The sequence below is a fragment of the Enterobacter sp. R4-368 genome (assembly GCF_000410515.1).
Taxonomy (GTDB): domain Bacteria; phylum Pseudomonadota; class Gammaproteobacteria; order Enterobacterales; family Enterobacteriaceae; genus Kosakonia.
The window spans coordinates 3,338,267-3,355,657 of the sequence record NC_021500.1 but is presented as its reverse complement, the minus strand read 5'-3'; the positions used below and the strand labels follow the sequence as shown (position 1 = coordinate 3,355,657).

General features: G+C 53.8%; 15 protein-coding genes. 5 read left to right on the top strand and 10 right to left on the bottom strand.

The features are described from left to right. The first annotated feature begins 250 nt into the window (after positions 1-250). Positions 251-874 carry an isochorismate family cysteine hydrolase YcaC gene (ycaC, locus tag H650_RS15780; protein WP_020456117.1) on the top strand — a complete coding sequence of 208 codons (624 nt, stop codon included), beginning with the start codon at positions 251-253 and terminating at the stop codon, positions 872-874. Positions 875-952: 78 nt separating this feature from the next. On the opposite strand, the gene H650_RS15775 is transcribed toward ycaC, so the two are convergent. Next, positions 953-2,269 (bottom strand): conjugal transfer protein TraF, encoded by a 1,317-nt coding sequence (locus H650_RS15775; protein ID WP_020456116.1) that lies wholly within the window; start codon positions 2,267-2,269, stop codon positions 953-955. Between the two features lie 284 nt (positions 2,270-2,553). Between H650_RS15775 and zur the strand changes: the two genes are divergently transcribed. After that, the gene (gene zur / locus H650_RS15770) at positions 2,554-3,069 is read left to right on the top strand and encodes a zinc uptake transcriptional repressor Zur (protein ID WP_020456115.1); all 516 of its coding nucleotides are present in this window, start codon (positions 2,554-2,556) and stop codon (positions 3,067-3,069) included. A 285-nt stretch (positions 3,070-3,354) separates the two neighbouring features. Here the strand turns inward: zur and H650_RS15765 are convergent, their stop codons facing one another. From H650_RS15765 to H650_RS15750, 4 genes are all read right to left on the bottom strand, one after another. Further along, a complete protein-coding gene (locus H650_RS15765; protein ID WP_007372427.1) occupies positions 3,355-3,564 on the bottom strand; it encodes a CsbD family protein in 210 nt (69 codons plus the stop codon). A gap of 177 nt (positions 3,565-3,741) precedes the next feature. Continuing rightward, on the bottom strand, positions 3,742-5,076 hold the full coding sequence (gene dinF / locus H650_RS15760; protein WP_044489772.1) for an MATE family efflux transporter DinF: 1,335 nt from the start codon (positions 5,074-5,076) through the stop codon (positions 3,742-3,744). Positions 5,077-5,157: 81 nt separating this feature from the next. Next, a complete protein-coding gene (gene lexA / locus H650_RS15755) occupies positions 5,158-5,775 on the bottom strand; it encodes a transcriptional repressor LexA (protein WP_017459437.1) in 618 nt (205 codons plus the stop codon). A 108-nt stretch (positions 5,776-5,883) separates the two neighbouring features. Further along, positions 5,884-6,252 carry a diacylglycerol kinase gene (locus H650_RS15750; RefSeq protein WP_020456113.1) on the bottom strand — a complete coding sequence of 123 codons (369 nt, stop codon included), beginning with the start codon at positions 6,250-6,252 and terminating at the stop codon, positions 5,884-5,886. A gap of 130 nt (positions 6,253-6,382) precedes the next feature. Here H650_RS15750 and plsB point away from each other — a divergent pair, with 130 nt between their 5' ends. Next, complete coding sequence (gene plsB, locus H650_RS15745; protein WP_020456112.1) at positions 6,383-8,806, top strand: glycerol-3-phosphate 1-O-acyltransferase PlsB; 2,424 nt, start codon at positions 6,383-6,385, stop codon at positions 8,804-8,806. A 40-nt stretch (positions 8,807-8,846) separates the two neighbouring features. Here plsB and ubiA read toward each other — a convergent pair whose 3' ends face one another. The 5 genes from ubiA to malK all read right to left on the bottom strand — a co-directional run bounded on the left by ubiA (position 8,847) and on the right by malK (position 14,096). Continuing rightward, positions 8,847-9,722, bottom strand: a complete 876-nt coding sequence (gene ubiA, locus H650_RS15740) for a 4-hydroxybenzoate octaprenyltransferase (RefSeq protein WP_020456111.1) — start codon at positions 9,720-9,722, stop codon at positions 8,847-8,849. A gap of 12 nt (positions 9,723-9,734) precedes the next feature. Next, entirely contained in the window at positions 9,735-10,232 is a 498-nt protein-coding gene (ubiC, locus tag H650_RS15735) for a chorismate lyase (protein WP_017459433.1), read from the bottom strand. A 180-nt stretch (positions 10,233-10,412) separates the two neighbouring features. After that, complete coding sequence (malM, locus tag H650_RS15730; RefSeq protein ID WP_020456110.1) at positions 10,413-11,360, bottom strand: maltose operon protein MalM; 948 nt, start codon at positions 11,358-11,360, stop codon at positions 10,413-10,415. A 108-nt stretch (positions 11,361-11,468) separates the two neighbouring features. After that, positions 11,469-12,812, bottom strand: a complete 1,344-nt coding sequence (locus H650_RS15725; protein ID WP_020456109.1) for a maltoporin — start codon at positions 12,810-12,812, stop codon at positions 11,469-11,471. A gap of 174 nt (positions 12,813-12,986) precedes the next feature. Further along, entirely contained in the window at positions 12,987-14,096 is a 1,110-nt protein-coding gene (gene malK / locus H650_RS15720) for a maltose/maltodextrin ABC transporter ATP-binding protein MalK (RefSeq protein ID WP_020456108.1), read from the bottom strand. Positions 14,097-14,466: 370 nt separating this feature from the next. Between malK and malE the strand changes: the two genes are divergently transcribed. Both malE and malF read left to right on the top strand, forming a co-directional pair. Beyond that, the gene (malE, locus tag H650_RS15715; RefSeq protein ID WP_020456107.1) at positions 14,467-15,657 is read left to right on the top strand and encodes a maltose/maltodextrin ABC transporter substrate-binding protein MalE; all 1,191 of its coding nucleotides are present in this window, start codon (positions 14,467-14,469) and stop codon (positions 15,655-15,657) included. A gap of 189 nt (positions 15,658-15,846) precedes the next feature. Beyond that, complete coding sequence (gene malF / locus H650_RS15710; RefSeq protein WP_020456106.1) at positions 15,847-17,391, top strand: maltose ABC transporter permease MalF; 1,545 nt, start codon at positions 15,847-15,849, stop codon at positions 17,389-17,391.

The window sequence follows — 17,391 nt, the reverse complement described above, 5'->3', positions numbered from 1 at the left end:
GTTTGTCGTATCTGATTTCCACTCAGGTCCGGCAATCGCCAGCGTCTGAAATAGCGGGGCATTATTCTAGCATAGAGGAAGCACGTAAACCCGCTGACACAATGCATGGTCAGCATCTGTTATGGATATATGCCCGGGGTCGCCTTGTACAAAACGAAACCACTACCTAACATTTTTGGTAGGCATAGGAAATGTTCATTAATAGCGAAAGCTATTTATAACCGTAACAGGTCAAAGGGAGTTAAGGAAAATGACTAAACCGTATGTACGTCTTGATAAAAACAATGCCGCTGTGTTGCTCGTCGATCATCAAACGGGCTTGCTATCACTGGTCCGGGATCTCGATCCGGATAAATTCAAAAACAACGTGCTGGCGCTGGCCGACCTCGCTACATATTTTAAGCTACCCACCATTCTGACAACCAGCTTCGAGACTGGCCCGAATGGCCCTCTCATGCCGGAACTGCAAACACAATTGCCTGCGGCGCCCTACATTGCTCGTCCTGGTAATATCAACGCCTGGGATAACGAGGATTTTGTGAAAGCCGTAAAAGCAACGGGTAAGAAGCAGTTGATTATTGCGGGAGTCGTAACGGAAGTTTGCGTGGCATTTCCGGCGTTATCTGCGCTGGAAGAGGGCTTCGAGGTGTTTGTCGTCACCGATGCGTCAGGTACATTTAATGAAATTACCCGTCATTCAGCATGGAACCGTATGTCGCAGGCCGGGGCGCAGTTGATGACCTGGTTTGGTGTTGCCTGCGAGTTACACCGCGACTGGCGTAACGATATTGAAGGGTTGGGCAATCTTTTCTGTACTCATATTCCTGATTACGGCAATTTGATGACCAGCTATGCCAAGATGAGCAACATTTAATTCCACTTCTTGGCTTAATCATCTGATTTATAAGCCATAAAAAAGAACCGGAGGCATCAAGCCTCCGGCCAGAACATCTTAGAATGTGACGCTTAGCTGTGCGCCTGCGCCCCAGGTTTCATCTTCACCAACCAGACCCATCAAATCGACATGGACACGGTTAAACGGTGCAAAACCGACACCGCCTGTGAAGACGTTTTTATCATCACCTTTCACATCCGCACGGTAACCGGCCCGCACCGCCAGCCAGCTAAGCGGGCGAACTTCCGCACCAACGCCCACGTACTGGGAGTTTTTCTCGCTCTTAAAGCCTTTGGTTTCGGTTAAATCCCCGTCGGCGCTTAATGTCACCAGCTCATTATGCCAGGCCGCGCCAGCCGTCACTACCGGGCTAATCTGGTAGGTATCTTTGTAATTGGTGACCACACCGGTTCTACCATTGCGAATTCGAATATTCTGTGTATCGATATCGCGCGAGATAAGGTTGGTGCCGGTTAAGCCCACAGTGATGTTTTCACTAAGATCTGCCGCAGCACCGACATCGATGTTAAAGCCTGTGTCATCGGTACGATAACGGCTGTCTCTCAGGTCGCTGCTCTTATAGTCATAAATAGACGCGGTGTAGTTGTAGACCCACGTTTTTTGCAGTTTCGGCGTCACGCCAAGGGACAACGGCACGCCAGCGACTTCAAACTGGCGCGCCATGGCGATACCAAAGTCAGAGACGATTGCCGCACGACCGGCAGCGGTAGAGTTAAGGTTTTTGGTGATCTCTTCGCTACCGTTTGGCGAGACAACCGCCCGCAGCGCTTCGCTCAAAGCAATGCCGTCGTTGTTCTGAATGCCGCGCAGGTAATCAATATCTTGTTGATCGATATTCGAGCTGACACGGGCGTGGGCGTAGGCTTTGGTAACAAAGGCCAGCGAAAGCACATCATTGGGAATACTAACGGCAAGCCCGGCAGCGGCTTTGGCCTGCGCGGTTTTGCCTTTCAGGAACACCAGTTCGTCAGCCAAATCTTTCGCCGCCCCCTGGAACTGATTTAATGTACCAATCGGGTTAGCAATGATCTGTGCGGCGGTCAGGTTATCGACCACATCCTTGTAACCATCAATTTTGTCATTGATGTTATCGATTTCATCGCGAAGGTTATCTTTGTCGGTAATTTGCGCCTGCACGCTCGGCAGGATAATCGTGACGTCATCTTCCGGCTTGGCTTTCGCCAGCAGCGCCGGGTTGATGAGTGCCCCACTACCATAATTTGCCGATGCAACACCGGTTCCTCCCATTGCATCGTTACGTGCTTCTGCCCAGGTATTGGCTGCTCCTGCCTGATTTGCTGCAAAGAAGGAGACAGCGATAGCGACCACTGAAAGTTTACGTTTTTTATTCACAATATGTGTCTCGTAGCCAGATGAGTTTTTTTAAGCCTGTTTATTTTAAAAGAAACAGGAATTCACTATTGCTGCGAACAACGACCAAAAAAGAAGCTAAATCATGTGAACGTACAGGATATATATGAACGTTATAGTTATTGAGGAAACTCTCAATATTTATAGAAGAGGAAATTCGTTTCGGGAAGGAAAGTGAGAAAAGGAGTTTACGGGCGGCGATCTCGGCGTTTTGGGCAGGACATGGTAAAGTGTGGGTTTCTGTTCCCACCACCCCGAGGGCGCCAATGGATAAGACCACTTCGCAAGAGATGTTAGTGCAGGCTGAAAAGCTGTGCGCGCAGCGCAATGTGCGCCTGACTCCCCAGCGCCTTGAAGTGTTGCGATTACTGAGCCTGCAACAAGGGGCGATCAGCGCGTATGATTTGCTCGACCTGCTGCGCGAGAGCGAACCGCAAGCAAAACCGCCGACAGTTTACCGCGCGCTTGATTTCCTGCTGGAGCAAGGCTTTGTCCACAAGGTTGAGTCCACCAACAGTTACGTGCTGTGCCACCTTTTTGATCAGCCGACGCATACTTCTGCGATGTTTATTTGCGACCGCTGCGGTTCGGTGAAAGAAGAGCAGGCCGAAGGTGTGGAAGATATTATGCATGCGCTGGCGGCGAAAATGGGTTTTGCCCTGCGTCATAATGTGATTGAAGCCCATGGCCTGTGTGCGGCCTGCGTGGAAGTGGAAGCCTGCCGCCATCACGATCACTGCCACCATGACCATAGCGTCCCGCTAAAGAAAAAACCGCGATAATGGTTTCCCGTCTTTTATCAGCTCTTTATTACCTGCAACACAACCCGCCAGGTTTCGCATTTTAATGGCGGCGAGCAAGTGCATGCTGCGGGAGCTCTGGGTCGGGCGAACTGTTGGTAAAACGAGGCAGACAGAGGGATGCGATAAGAGCACAAAATCAGGAAGTTTGTGCGCAAAACAATGTAGTTAGAGTTAATAAATATGGAATCTGGAGGGGTGGTACATCCTTGTACCTTCGGGCAGGGTAGCCTTTAGAGGGTTAACACATTTGAGGGGATGTGCTGGCTACCAACGGTAATCATTACGCGTTTCCCAGTCCGTCACTTCTTTTTCCGCCTGATCTTTTGCGTAACCGTAACGTTCCTGGATTTTACCCACCAACTGATCACGTTTACCTTCAATGATAGTCATATCATCGTCGGTGAGTTTGCCCCATTTCTCTTTCACTGTGCCTTTAAACTGTTTCCAGTTACCGCCGACTTCGTCTTTATTCATCATGGACTCCTTATCGTTCGGTTAAAATGACGTTCTCACCGTGCTGAACGTACTGATTATTGTAGTCAGGGATTCGGCATTATGAATTTTATTCGGAATCTTTAACCATTTAACAAGATAAAAGTAGCGTAAACGAGACGAGAAAATCGGAGCGTTACCTTAGAAAATAAAGCGCTATCAGGAAGGAGCGCTGGCAGCAAACCAACTGTTGTTACGCCAGTGACGACGCCATATTAGCGCCAGCGTCAGCCCACGCAGAGCAAGGAATACAGCAAGTGACAGCCACAAACCGTGATTGCCCAAAACAGGCACGGTGAGTAGCGTAGCGGCAAACCCCGCCGCCGCCACTGCCATACTGTTACGCATTTCGGCCGCGCGCGTGGCACCGACAAACATACCGTCCAGCAGATAACACCACACCCCCACCAACGGTAAGATAACCTGCCAAATCAGATAATGTCCGGCAAGCTGTTGCAGCGCGGGTAACGATGTTAACAGCCCGATAATTTGCTGACCCGCCACTGCATACACAACGGCAAAGAACAGCGCCACCAGACCGGCCTGCCGGCAGGCAGCCCGCCAGATATGCATCAATTGACTGCCGTCTCTGGCACCGTAAGCCTGCCCGGAGTGCGCCTCAACCGCATACGCGAAACCATCCAGCGCATAGGCGGTAAAGGTTAAAAACATCATCAGCACCGCATTTGCCGCCACCGTCTCATCCCCGAGCCGGGCACCAAACACCGTTATCGAACCAAAGCAGAGTTGCAGCAGCAGCGAACGCAACATGATATCGCGGTTCAGCGCCAGCAAGCGCCGTACGCCACCGCGCCATGCATTTTTCAGCGTCAGCAATGAAATGCCGCGCATTACCAGTACGTGTCGCACCATCCATAAACCAATAGCGAAGGTGGCGTATTCTGCAATGACCGTGGCAAGTGCCGCACCTTGCACATTCATATGCAGCCCCATGACCAGCCACACATCGAGCACGATGTTGAGCAGATTCCCCACCACCAGCAATATCACCGGTGCACGCGCATACTGCACGCCGAGCAACCAACCGAGCAACACCAGATTGCCCAGCGAAGCAGGCGCACTCAACCAGCGAATATCCAGGAACCGTCGCGCCTGTTCCAGTACCGCCTCGCTACCGCCAGTGATATGCAGCGCCAGGTCGATAAGCGGCGTGCGCAACAGGGTAATCAACACGCCGGCCCCTAGCGCCAGCAGCAAAGGCTGGACTAACGCACGCGCCAGCGCGGGCGCATTTTTCGCGCCGAACGCCTGAGCTGTCAGGCCGGTGGTGCTCATGCGCAAAAAGAGCAGCAGCATAAAGAGAAAACTGGTCGCCGTTGCACCAATCGCCACACCACCCAGGTAAACCGGGCTGTCCAGATGCCCCACTACCGCCGTATCCACCAGCCCCAGTAATGGGACAGTGATATTCGAGAAGATCATCGGCAGCGCAAGCCGCCAGAGCGCTTTGTCAGATGCGGTTAGCAGTGGCATGGTTTGAATGTGAAATTTAATGAGGGAAAAGAGGAGATCGCTGCGGAACCTGAACCCGCCCCGCAGCAAAGCGAATGTGCGTTACAACCACGCGCCATTACGAATAACACCGACCGCCAGCCCTTCGATGGTGAAGTTTTGATCGCGAAGATCGACAACGATCGGGGAAAACTCGCTGTTTTCCGGCAACAGTTCGACGGTGTTACCCTGCTTTTTTAAACGCTTGACGGTCACTTCGTCTTCAATGCGCGCTACAACGACCTGGCCGTTACGCACATCCTGCGTTTTATGCACCGCCAGCAGATCGCCATCCATAATGCCAATGTCACGCATCGACATACCGCTAACGCGCAGCAGGAAATCCGCATGAGGTTTAAAGAGACTCGGATCGACCTGGTAATGGCCTTCGATATGCTGCTGAGCCAGCAGCGGCTCACCCGCAGCGACGCGACCAATCAGCGGTAAGCCGATATCGTCCTCTTCTTCTTCAAGCAGCAGACGAAGGCCGCGTGATGCGCCAGATACGATTTCGATAACCCCTTTGCGCGCCAGCGCTTTGAGGTGTTCTTCCGCCGCATTTGGGGAACGGAACCCCAATTGCTGTGCGATTTCCGCACGCGTTGGTGGCATACCGGTTTGAGTGATGCGATCGCGAATAAGATCGAACACCTCTTGCTGCCTGGCCGTTAATGCTTTCATCCCGCCCCCTGGGTGTATATACAGTTATGCTGTGAGTATATACAGCTAAAGGCGATTTTGGAACCAAATTTAAGCAAAAAACCAGGGCGTTATCGAATTCTGGAAGCGTTATCGAAAATGTGACCACAGTAATGCGATCCAAGTAAACAGCGCCAGCAGGATGGACATCAGCACCGCCGCCGACCCCATATCCTTCGCCCGCCCGGAAAGTTCATGGAATTCCGAACCAATTCTGTCTACCACGGCTTCGATAGCGCTGTTCAGAATTTCGACAATCATTACCAGCGTCACAGAACCAATCAGCAGTACGCGCGTCATTGTGTCAATATCGAGCCAGCAAGCGATTATAATTGCCAGGATAACCGCAACGGACTCCTGACGAAATGCCGCTTCATTAATCCAGGCGGCGCGAACGCCTTTCCAGGAGTATCCAGCGGCTTTAATGATCCGGGTGAAACCGGTGGTATTATTAGCCATTTAAAAGAACCTTTTTATTAAATTGGCGTCAATGTCTCAGCAAGCGCGCAGCGGTACAACAGAAATTATGTGCGCTTTCTGATATTCTTGCGGCGCAATGGCACTATTAACCAGAGGCTTTACATCCTTTATGTCCGGCTGGCCACGAATTTACTACAAATTACTGAATTTACCATTAAGCGTGCTGGTAAAAAGTAAATCGATCCCCGCAGAACCTGCACAGGAACTGGGTCTCGATACATCACGCCCCATCATGTACGTGCTGCCTTATAACTCAAAGGCAGATTTACTGACTTTACGCGCGCAGTGTCTGGCGCATGAGTTGCCCGATCCGCTGGAACCGCTGGAAATCGACGGCGCGTTGCTGCCGCGTTTCGTGTTTATCCACGGTGGGCCGCGCGTGTTCACTTATTACGCGCCAAAAGAAGAGTCGATCAAGCTGTTCCACGACTACCTGGATCTACACCGCAGCCATCCCGATTTGGACGTGCAAATGGTGCCGGTATCGGTGATGTTTGGCCGTTCGCCCGGACGTGAAAAAGGCGAAATTAATCCGCCGCTGCGCATGCTGAACGGCATCCAGAAATTCTTTGCTGTTTCCTGGCTTGGCCGCGACAGCTTTGTGCGTTTTTCACCGCCGGTTTCGCTGCGCCGTATGGCGACGGAGCACGGCACCGATAAAATTATCGCGCAAAAACTGGCGCGCGTGGCGCGTATGCACTTTGCCCGCCAGCGTCTGGCCGCAGTAGGCCCACGTCTGCCGGCGCGTCAGGATTTGTTTAACAAATTGCTCTCTTCTAAAGCGATTGCCCGCGCGGTCGAAGATGAAGCGCGCAGCAAAAAAATCTCCCATGATAAAGCGCAGCAAAACGCCATCGCGCTGATGGAAGAGATCGCCGCGAACTTCTCCTACGAGATGATCCGCTTGACCGACCGCATTCTGGGTTTTACCTGGAACCGTCTCTATCAGGGCATCAATGTGCATAATGCAGAGCGCGTACGCCAGCTGGCGCACGACGGTCACGAAATTGTCTATGTGCCCTGCCATCGTAGCCATATGGACTACCTGCTGCTCTCCTATGTGCTCTATCACCAGGGGCTGGTGCCGCCGCATATCGCTGCCGGTATCAACCTGAATTTCTGGCCCGCCGGGCCGATTTTCCGCCGCCTGGGCGCTTTCTTCATTCGCCGCACCTTTAAAGGCAACAAGCTCTATTCCACCGTGTTCCGCGAATATCTGGGTGAGCTGTTCAGCCGCGGTTATTCGGTAGAGTACTTCGTTGAGGGCGGGCGTTCGCGCACCGGACGTTTGCTGGATCCGAAAACTGGTACGCTGTCGATGACCATTCAGGCGATGCTGCGCGGCGGTACGCGCCCCATCACGCTGGTGCCGATTTACATCGGGTATGAACACGTGATGGAAGTGGGCACTTACGCCAAAGAGCTGCGTGGCGCGACAAAAGAGAAAGAGAGCCTGTTGCAGATGCTGCGTGGTTTAAGCAAGCTGCGTAACCTCGGTCAGGGCTATGTGAACTTCGGCGAACCCATTCCGCTGATGAACTACCTGAACCACCATGTTCCGGAGTGGCGCGAAGCCATCGATCCCATTGAATCCATCCGTCCGGCGTGGTTAACACCAACGGTGAACACCATTGCCGCTGATCTGATGGTGCGCATCAACAACGCTGGTGCGGCTAACGCCATGAACCTGTGCTGTACGGCGCTGCTGGCTTCCCGCCAGCGTTCGCTGACCCGCGAGCAACTGACCGAGCAGTTAAGCTGCTATCTTGAGCTGATGCGCAACGTGCCTTATTCGCCGGATTCGACCACCCCGTCGGCCAGCGCCAGCGAGCTTATCGACCACGCGCTGCAGATGAACAAGTTCGAAGTCGAAAAAGACACCATCGGCGATATCATCATTCTGCCGCGTGAGCAGGCGGTGTTGATGACGTACTACCGCAACAACATTGCGCATATGCTGATGCTGCCGTCGCTGCTGGCGGCGATTGTCACCCAGCATCGCGCTATCTCCCGTAGCGAGATCCTGCGCCACGTCGAGTTACTCTACCCGATGCTGAAAGCCGAGCTGTTCCTGCGCTGGGAAAAAGCGGAGCTGGCGCAAGTGCTGGAGAACCTGACGCAAGAGCTGCTGCGCCAGGGCTTGTTGACGGTGAAAGACGATCGTCTGAGCATCAATCCGGCGCACTCCCGCACCTTGCAACTGCTGGCGGCAGGCGCGCGAGAAACCTTACAGCGTTATGCCATCACTTTCTGGCTGCTGAGCGCCAACCCGGCGATGAACCGCAGTACGCTGGAAAAAGAGAGCCGTACGCTGGCGCAGCGCCTGTCGGTGCTGCACGGTATCAACGCACCGGAGTTCTTCGATAAAGCGGTGTTCAGTACGCTGGTGCTGACGCTACGCGATGAAGGTTATATCAGCGATACCGGCGATGCGGATCCGGCGCGTACCTTAAACGTGTACCAGATGCTGGCGGATTTGATAACGTCGGATGTGCGTCTGACGATTGAGAGCGCGACGCAAGCGGAAGCGTGAGGGTAAATGTTCCCCTCTCTTGTCAGAGAGGGGAAAAAACTCAAGGCAAATGCAGGTAACTTAACGCCAGCCCTAAAAACAGCACCAGCCCTACATAGTTATTGTTCATAAACGCTTTAAAACAGGCATCACGCTCACGCCCGGCAATCAACTTTTGCTGGTAAACAAACAGCGCACCGGCGATCAGCACCGTCCCGTAGTAGGTCCAGCCCAGCCCATTCAGCCAGCCAATCGACGCCATCAGCATCAGCACTGCCACCTGCAATATCCCGATAATCAGCTTGTCGAAACGACCAAACAGAATTGCCGTCGACTTGATGCCAATCTTCACATCATCGTCACGGTCAACCATCGCATACTGCGTGTCATACGCGACCGCCCACAGGATGTTGGCGAGAAACATAATCCAGCAGCTCAGCGGTACAGATTCACTCACGGCCGCAAACGCCATCGGAATCGACCAGCCGAACGCCGCGCCTAGCACCACCTGCGGCAGATGCGTATAGCGCTTCATAAACGGGTAAACCCACGCTAGCGCCAGCGCCGCGACGGAGAGCAAAATGGTCATGACATTTAGCGTCAGCACCAGCGCGAAGGCCAGCAGCACCAGCACCACAAACAGCACGCGCGCTTCGTTTTCCGTTACCGCGCCGCTTGGCAACGGGCGATTTGCCGTGCGTTTAACATGACCGTCGAATTTACGATCCGCATAGTCATTGACGACACAACCGGCAGCGCGCATCAGCCAGACGCCCGCGACAAAAACCAGCAAAATCCACAGCGGCGGCACGCCCGGCGTCGCCACCCACAGCGCCCACAGCGTTGGCCACAGCAGCAACAAAGCGCCAATTGGTTTGTCCGTACGCATAAGCCTGTGAAAGGCCAACAGCTTATTCTGCGTGAGACTCCACTCCATTTTCTTTTCCTCTTAGTACAGCGGCGATGCAGGCAAAAACAGTTCGGTCAGCATCAGCGGTTTCCCGCCCAGACGCAGACGGGAACGGCGTCCCCAGAGCTGCTCATGACGACCGATTTCAATAAAGTCACGCGTAAGCGTAGATGAGGTAAAGAGATATCGCCCAAGCGGCGTTTTACCCAGGGTTTGCAGCGCCAGTTCCGGACCGCTCAGCGTAGATTCCGGCACCACGGTGCGTCCGGCGAGCCAGGGCTCCCCGTCGGCGCAGAGAATAATTTCCCGCAACCAGTAACGATCCTCCTTCGGCAGACTGTCGCGTTCTTCGGCGATCTCATCCACCGTCACAAAGCCTTCCCGAATCAGCGTAACGCTGACCGTCTTGCCTTGTTGCTCAAAACGTTTGGTCATTGAATCTTCCAGCAACAGCCACTCGAGCAGTTGCGGTTCAAGCGCGGGAATTGCGTCTACGTAGCGCAGCGCACGCAGTTGCGTAAGCGCAGGGTGTGACATGCCTTACTCTCCGGTACATAACGTAGCGTTATTGTATCGCAGAACCGGCGCACGGGGCGGGGAAACTTCATTCAGTTTTCATCAGCGCAACAGATGCGCAACAGCGCGCATCTGCGCCGGAAAAAAAGGTGCGTCAGGCGACGCACCAGTTGCTGCAAATATCAGCATTGTGGGGAGAGATTACCCCTTGCCTTTTACACTGCTGATAAAAGTGGCACGGGCGGATTTCGACCCGAGGCGTTCTGCTTCATTCAATAATTTCAGCGCCTTATCAATATCACCTTTGGAAGCGGCTTGTTTGATGGCCTGGTTAAAGTAGCTCTCTGTATCGTTGAGCATCGGCTCGCTTTTCGCCACTGGCGCAGGAGCCGCAGCGGGCGCGGCGGCAGGAGCCGGTTGCGTGTTGTAAGCCGGTGCAGCGGTGTTGCCCACGGTAACGGAAGCCGGGCCAGAAGAGCCAAACAGCGGGCCGACTAACACACTGGAACCACTACTATTTTTTACCTTCAGGTTTACCACTCCGTCAGCAATATGACGGGCAATCGGATCGGGGATATCAGGGATCGCGTTGCCCACGCCTTTAGCATAGGCTTTGGCCGGATCGAGCAGTGTGGTGGTTTTCTGCAAATCACTTTCGGTCGTAAACGCAAGGATATAGAGCTTCTGCTGGCCCAGCGCAGGCGTCAGGCGCATAACCCCTTCCAGACGGTCAGCATTTAATACCCCCGGCTCCTGGTAGGTAAAATAGCTACTGGGGAAATAAGCCGCAGGCGACATGTTTTGATCAAATACCAGCACATTTGGCGCAAAAACCCCTGTATTTTTATTAACATCGCTGGAAAGCGTCAGCGTAAGCTCACCAATATTGGCAGGCACGCTAAACGCCGCAACGGGACCGGTTATGCCCGCGACGTTCAGATGCTGCCCACCTGTTGCAAGCCGAACCGTCTGGCTTTTGGACGTATCGACAGGTGTCCAGGTGAGTTGTTGAAGTGCAGAGTTTGGAATCGACGGCGCTGCCGCGGTGTTCTGTGGGACGATATTCACATCAGCAAAACTGATACCCGGTGTGCCCGCCAGCAAACCCGTGGAGAGACACAGAGCGATGAGACTTTTTTTCATTTTCATTGTTATCACCTTCAGGATGCGAAACAGCGGTGGCCAGGCAATAGCGCGCTGTTTATCAGGAGTAGAGGGGCTTTCGCCCCTCTTTTGGTCATTGCATGAGGGAAAAACTTACCACCAGATTTCCATCTGGGCACCGAAGCTCCATTCGTCGCTGTCGCCACGACCGAAGCTTGAGCCGCCCGTACCATTGCGGGTTGCCAGACCATAGTTGGCATTCGTGCCCGGATTATCGCTGGTGTTGTAGCCCCATTTTTCATCCCATTTCGCATAAGTTGCGAATACACGGATTGCCGGACGAGACCAGATGCTGTCGCCTGCTTGCCACTGTTGCGCAAGGGTGATTTTGTACTGATTGTTGGTGTCGTTAGTGCGCTGGGATTTGACGTTGTCATAACCGACTTCCAGCAAGGTGCTCATGATTGGTGTCCATTTGTACATTGGGCGCACGCCGACGGTCCACCATTTGGTACCATTCTGGTTATCCCAATCAATGTCCTGATACATACCGACGTACATCAGATCCCAATTATCACCCAGAGAAATTGCACCGTGGTCGAGGATACGCAGCAGGGAGCCGTTGTTGTTGGCGCTATAAGGCAGTTTACTATTGCCCTCGATGCCAATACCGGAGCCTTGCGATAACCCTTTGCCCTGTGATGTCAGCGCATCGGTCGCATACTGCACGACAAATTTGTTATAGCCTTTCAGCATGCTCTGAACGTGTTCAGCGGTGAACATCCAGCCATCTTTCGTTTCGGTATTATCGTATAAATGGTAACCGTCACGGGTATTGGCGCGGCCATAGTCAACGCCGAACTCTAATGTACCGCCCGGGTTGACTGCCATCTGTGCCAGACGCACATCAAACACATCGTTAGCCGTTTTTTCGGTGTAATCATAAATACTGTTGCTGGCGAAGGTAGCGGAGCCGCCTGCTTCCGTCGAACGGGTTGCGGCCAGAGAGAGTTTACCAAAGCCGAGATCGACGTTTTCCAGACCAGCACCCGGGCCGGAGATGTCCCAGTAATAGAAGTCGATCATATGTACGTCATGACGCTGATAGAAGCGTTTACCTGCCCAGATCGTGGAGCCCGGCAGCGCATCAATCAGGTTTTTACCTTGTACGTTGGCTTCACGAAATGCTGGATCAGTAGCTTCCCAGTCATTTTGCTGCGCGACTGAGTACGCAACGTTCGTGTCGAAGTAGAAGCTTTTATCGCCTTCTTTCCACACTTCCTGACCGAGTTTTAATTCTGCATAGGTTTCACATTCGTTACCGAGACGGTATTTGGAACCTGCACCAGTGGCCTGGAAGCATTGCTGCTCGCCGCCGCTGCCGGTCCAGCCAATCCCCGAACGGGCGTAACCTTTGAAATCAACAGCACCCGCCTGTGCAGACAGCACGCCTGCCGCGATGGCGAGAGCCAGTGGAAGTTTGCGCAGAGTAATCATCGTTCTATCTCCTGAGCTTGCTTTTCTTTTTTTACACATCCCCCTTCGCGCTATCTCTTTATTGGCTGCCGTCATGAATCCCGGTCAGGTACTTTTGTACGCTGCCGGAGAGTCATCACGTTGCCGCCTCGACATAATGCGAATGGCTTTGTGTAAACGCTTTGTGGGGTACGCTTAAACGCCCGGTTCTTTATGTAACCGGCGGCAGGCGGTGCCATCTTCACGGAACAGATGGCAACGCTCCGGCGGTAAGCCGATGGCGAATGTGGCACCCTCTTCTACCAGCACCACGTCGTTCTGGCGGTAGACCAGGTTCTGACGTATTGCAGGGATCTGGATATGAATTTGTGTTTCGTGGCCAAGCTGTTCGACGACCTGAACTTCGCCCTCCAGCGTGACATCGGCGATGTCGCTGGGCAGCAGATGCTCCGGGCGGATGCCCAAAGACATATTTGCGCCGACCTGCACATTGGCGCTGTCCACCGGCAGCCACACGCGCTGGCGGTTAGGCAGCTCAACCTGAACCTGTTCAATGGCGGTAGAGGTCACTTTTACCGGCAGGAAGTTCATCTTCGGCGAGCCGATAAAACCGGCGACAAAACGGTCTGCCGGGTAGTGATACAACTCCAGCGGTTTACCCACTTGCGCCACGCGCCCGGCATCGAGCACCACGATTTTGTCGGCCAGCGTCATCGCTTCCACCTGATCGTGGGTGACGTAAATCATCGTGCGGCCAAGACGTTTGTGCAGACGGGAGATCTCAATACGCATCTGCACACGCAGGGCGGCATCAAGGTTGGAGAGAGGTTCATCAAGCAAGAAGACGCTGGGTTCAGCCACCAGCGTACGACCGATCGCCACACGCTGACGCTGACCGCCAGAAAGGGCTTTCGGTTTGCGATCCAGTAAATGCGCCAGTTGCAGCACTTCCGCTACTTGCGTGACGCGCGATTTGATCATCTCTTTTTTCGCGCCCGCTAACTTCAGGCCGAAAGACATATTTTCCGCAACTGACAAATGCGGATAGAGCGCGTAGGACTGAAACACCATGCCAACGCCGCGTTCTGCGGGAGGAACCTCATTCATGCGGGTATCGCCAATCAGCAAATCCCCGCTGGTGATGGTTTCCAGCCCGGCAATCATGCGCAGCAGCGTCGATTTACCACAGCCTGACGGACCGACAAACACCACGAATTCTCCTTCGTGGATGTCGAGACTGATGTCTTTCGACACCACCACATCGCCCCAGGCTTTCGTTACATTACGCAGCTGTACGCTCGCCATGCCCTTCTCCCTTCGTTACAACCTGTCACCAACAGAAACATTCAACGTGGGCTGACTATGGAGCATCGATTCAGCGGGCGAATCCTCCACCCCCCTGGTTTTTTGTGGGGGAGGAGGCGGGAGGATGAGAACAATGTCTCTGCCCCCTCGACAGGCGGGCTGCGGGCATTTTCGTGATGGGCTCTGCAAAAATCGGCGCTTTTTTATGTGCGCTAACACACATAATGCAAATCTCTGTAACAGAGATCACACAAATCGCCCCAGGGGCGTAGGGTTAAGGAGGATGAGAAGCGCTTGTCAAAAAAGGAGACTAATCCCGTCGAACTACCTTGAGCGTATCCACGAGCACATCACCTAAAGGACGGGATATATGAAAATCAAAACAGGCGCACGCATCCTCGCTTTGTCCGCAGTGGCGACGATGATGTTTTCCGCCTCTGCCCTCGCCAAAATCGAAGAAGGTAAGCTGGTCATTTGGATCAACGGCGACAAAGGCTATAACGGCCTTGCCGAAGTGGGTAAGAAATTTGAGAAAGACACCGGCATTAAAGTCACCGTAGAACACCCGGATAAACTGGAAGAGAAATTCCCGCAGGTTGCTGCAACCGGCGACGGCCCGGACATTATTTTCTGGGCACACGACCGCTTTGGTGGCTATGCGCAATCCGGTCTGCTGGCAGAAGTCACCCCGGATAAAGCCTTCCAGGACAAGCTGTACCCCTTCACCTGGGACGCGGTGCGTTACAACGGTAAGCTGATTGCCTACCCGATTGCTGTCGAATCCTTATCGCTGATTTACAACAAAGACCTCGTGCCAAACCCGCCGAAAACCTGGGAAGAGATCCCGGCGCTGGATAAACAGCTGAAAGCGAAAGGTAAGAGCGCGTTGATGTTCAACCTGCAAGAACCGTACTTCACCTGGCCGCTGATTGCCGCCGACGGCGGTTACGCCTTCAAGTTTGAAAACGGCAAATACGACGTGAAAGATGTCGGCGTCGACAACGCAGGCGCGAAAGCGGGTCTTGGCTTCCTCGTGAAGCTGATTAAAGACAAACACATGAATGCCGACACGGATTACTCGATTGCAGAAGCGGCGTTCAACAAAGGTGAAACCGCGATGACCATCAATGGTCCGTGGGCGTGGGCCAACATTGATAAGAGCAAAGTCAATTACGGCGTCGCGCTGCTGCCAACCTTTAAAGGTAAGCCTTCTAAACCGTTCGTTGGCGTGCTGAGCGCAGGCATCAACGCCGCCAGCCCGAACAAAGAGCTGGCGAAAGAGTTCCTCGAAAACTATCTGCTGACCGATCAAGGCCTGGCAGACGTTAACAAGGACAAACCGCTGGGTGCGGTCGCGCTGAAATCCTATCAGGATCAGTTAGCAAAAGACCAACGCATCGCCGCGACCATGGATAACGCGAAAACCGGTGAAATTATGCCGAACATCCCGCAAATGGCCGCCTTCTGGTACGCCACACGCACCGCGGTTATCAACGCCGTTAGCGATCGCCAGACCGTCGACGCCGCGCTGAAAGACGCCCAGGGTCGTATTACCAAGTAAAAATGTGAATGCCTTATCCCCGCACGGGGATAAGGCGAATTGGACATGTTGTATACGCGGCATCCTTCACGCGCATCATGGCGGCAACGTTGAGTATCCCGGCGCGCTTACAAAAGTAAGCTACCAGCGTGCGCAACCGCAGCCAACAACGCGGCAGCGTGAAGGGTGTTGAGTAGAGAGGAAATCCCCATGGATGTAAGAAGAAAACGCCACTGGTGGCAAAGCCCGCAACTCGCATGGGCGGCCATCACCGTTGTTGGCCTGTTGGTGGCTTACCTTGTCGTTATGATGTATGCCCAGGGGGAATACCTTTTCGCCATTACCACGCTCGTCCTCAGCTCGGCGGGCCTCTATATTTTCGCCAACCGTAAAGCCTATGCCTGGCGCTATGTTTACCCCGGCGTGGCAGGTATGGGGCTGTTTGTCCTGTTCCCGCTGGTTTGTACCATCGCCATTGCGTTTACCAACTACAGCAGCACTAACCAGCTCACTCAGGAGCGCGCGCAGCAGGTGCTGCTCGATCGTTCCTACCAGGCAGGCAAAGCGTATAACTTTGGGCTTTACCCGGCGGGAGATGCGTGGCAACTGGCACTGACTGACGGCGACAGCGGTAAAAACTACGTTTCCGATGCGTTCAAACCCGGCGGCGAGCAGCAACTGACGTTAAAAGAGGCTGACGCCCTGCCCGCTGGCGAGCGCGCCAACCTGCGCATCATCACGCAAAATCGCCAGGCGCTGAACCAGCTGACCGCCCTTCTGCCGGATGGCAGCAAAGTGGCCATGAGTTCGCTGCGCCAGTTCTCCGGTACGCGCCCGCTGTATCAGCTTGAACAGGATGGCACGCTGCTCAACAACCAGAGCGGCGCGAAATACCGCCCGAACAATGAAATCGGCTACTTCCAGGTGATTAACGCCGATGGCAGTTGGGGCAGCGAAAAGCTCAGCCCCGGCTATACCGTGACCATCGGCTGGGATAACTTCACGCGCGTCTTTACCGATGAAGGCATTCAAAAACCGTTTATTGAGATCTTTATCTGGACGGTGGTGTTCTCGGTGCTGACCGTGGTTCTGACCGTTGCCGTGGGCATGGTGCTGGCCTGCGTCGTACAGTGGGAATCCCTGAAAGGCAAAGCGATTTATCGCGTGTTGTTAATTCTGCCGTATGCCGTACCGTCGTTTATCTCCATTTTGATCTTCAAGGGGCTGTTTAACCAGAGCTTTGGCGAGATCAACATGATGCTGAGCGCGCTGTTTGGCATTAAACCGGCCTGGTTTAGCGATCCCACCACCGCGCGTTCAATGATCGTGATCGTCAACACCTGGCTCGGTTATCCGTACATGATGATCCTGTGCATGGGGCTGTTGAAAGCGATCCCTGACGATCTGTATGAAGCCTCAGCCATGGACGGTGCCGGACCGCTGCAAAACTTTTTCCGCATCACCTTCCCGCTGCTGATCAAGCCGCTGACGCCGCTGATGATCGCCAGCTTCGCGTTTAACTTTAACAACTTCGTGCTGATCCAACTGCTGACCAACGGCGGGCCGGATCGCATCGGCACCACCACGCCAGCCGGTTATACCGACTTGCTGGTGAGCTACACCTATCGCATCGCCTTTGAAGGCGGCGGTGGTCAGGACTTTGGGCTCGCTGCCGCTATTGCCACGCTGATTTTCCTGCTGGTAGGTGCGTTGGCTATCGTCAACCTGAAAGCTACGCGCATGAAATTCGATTAA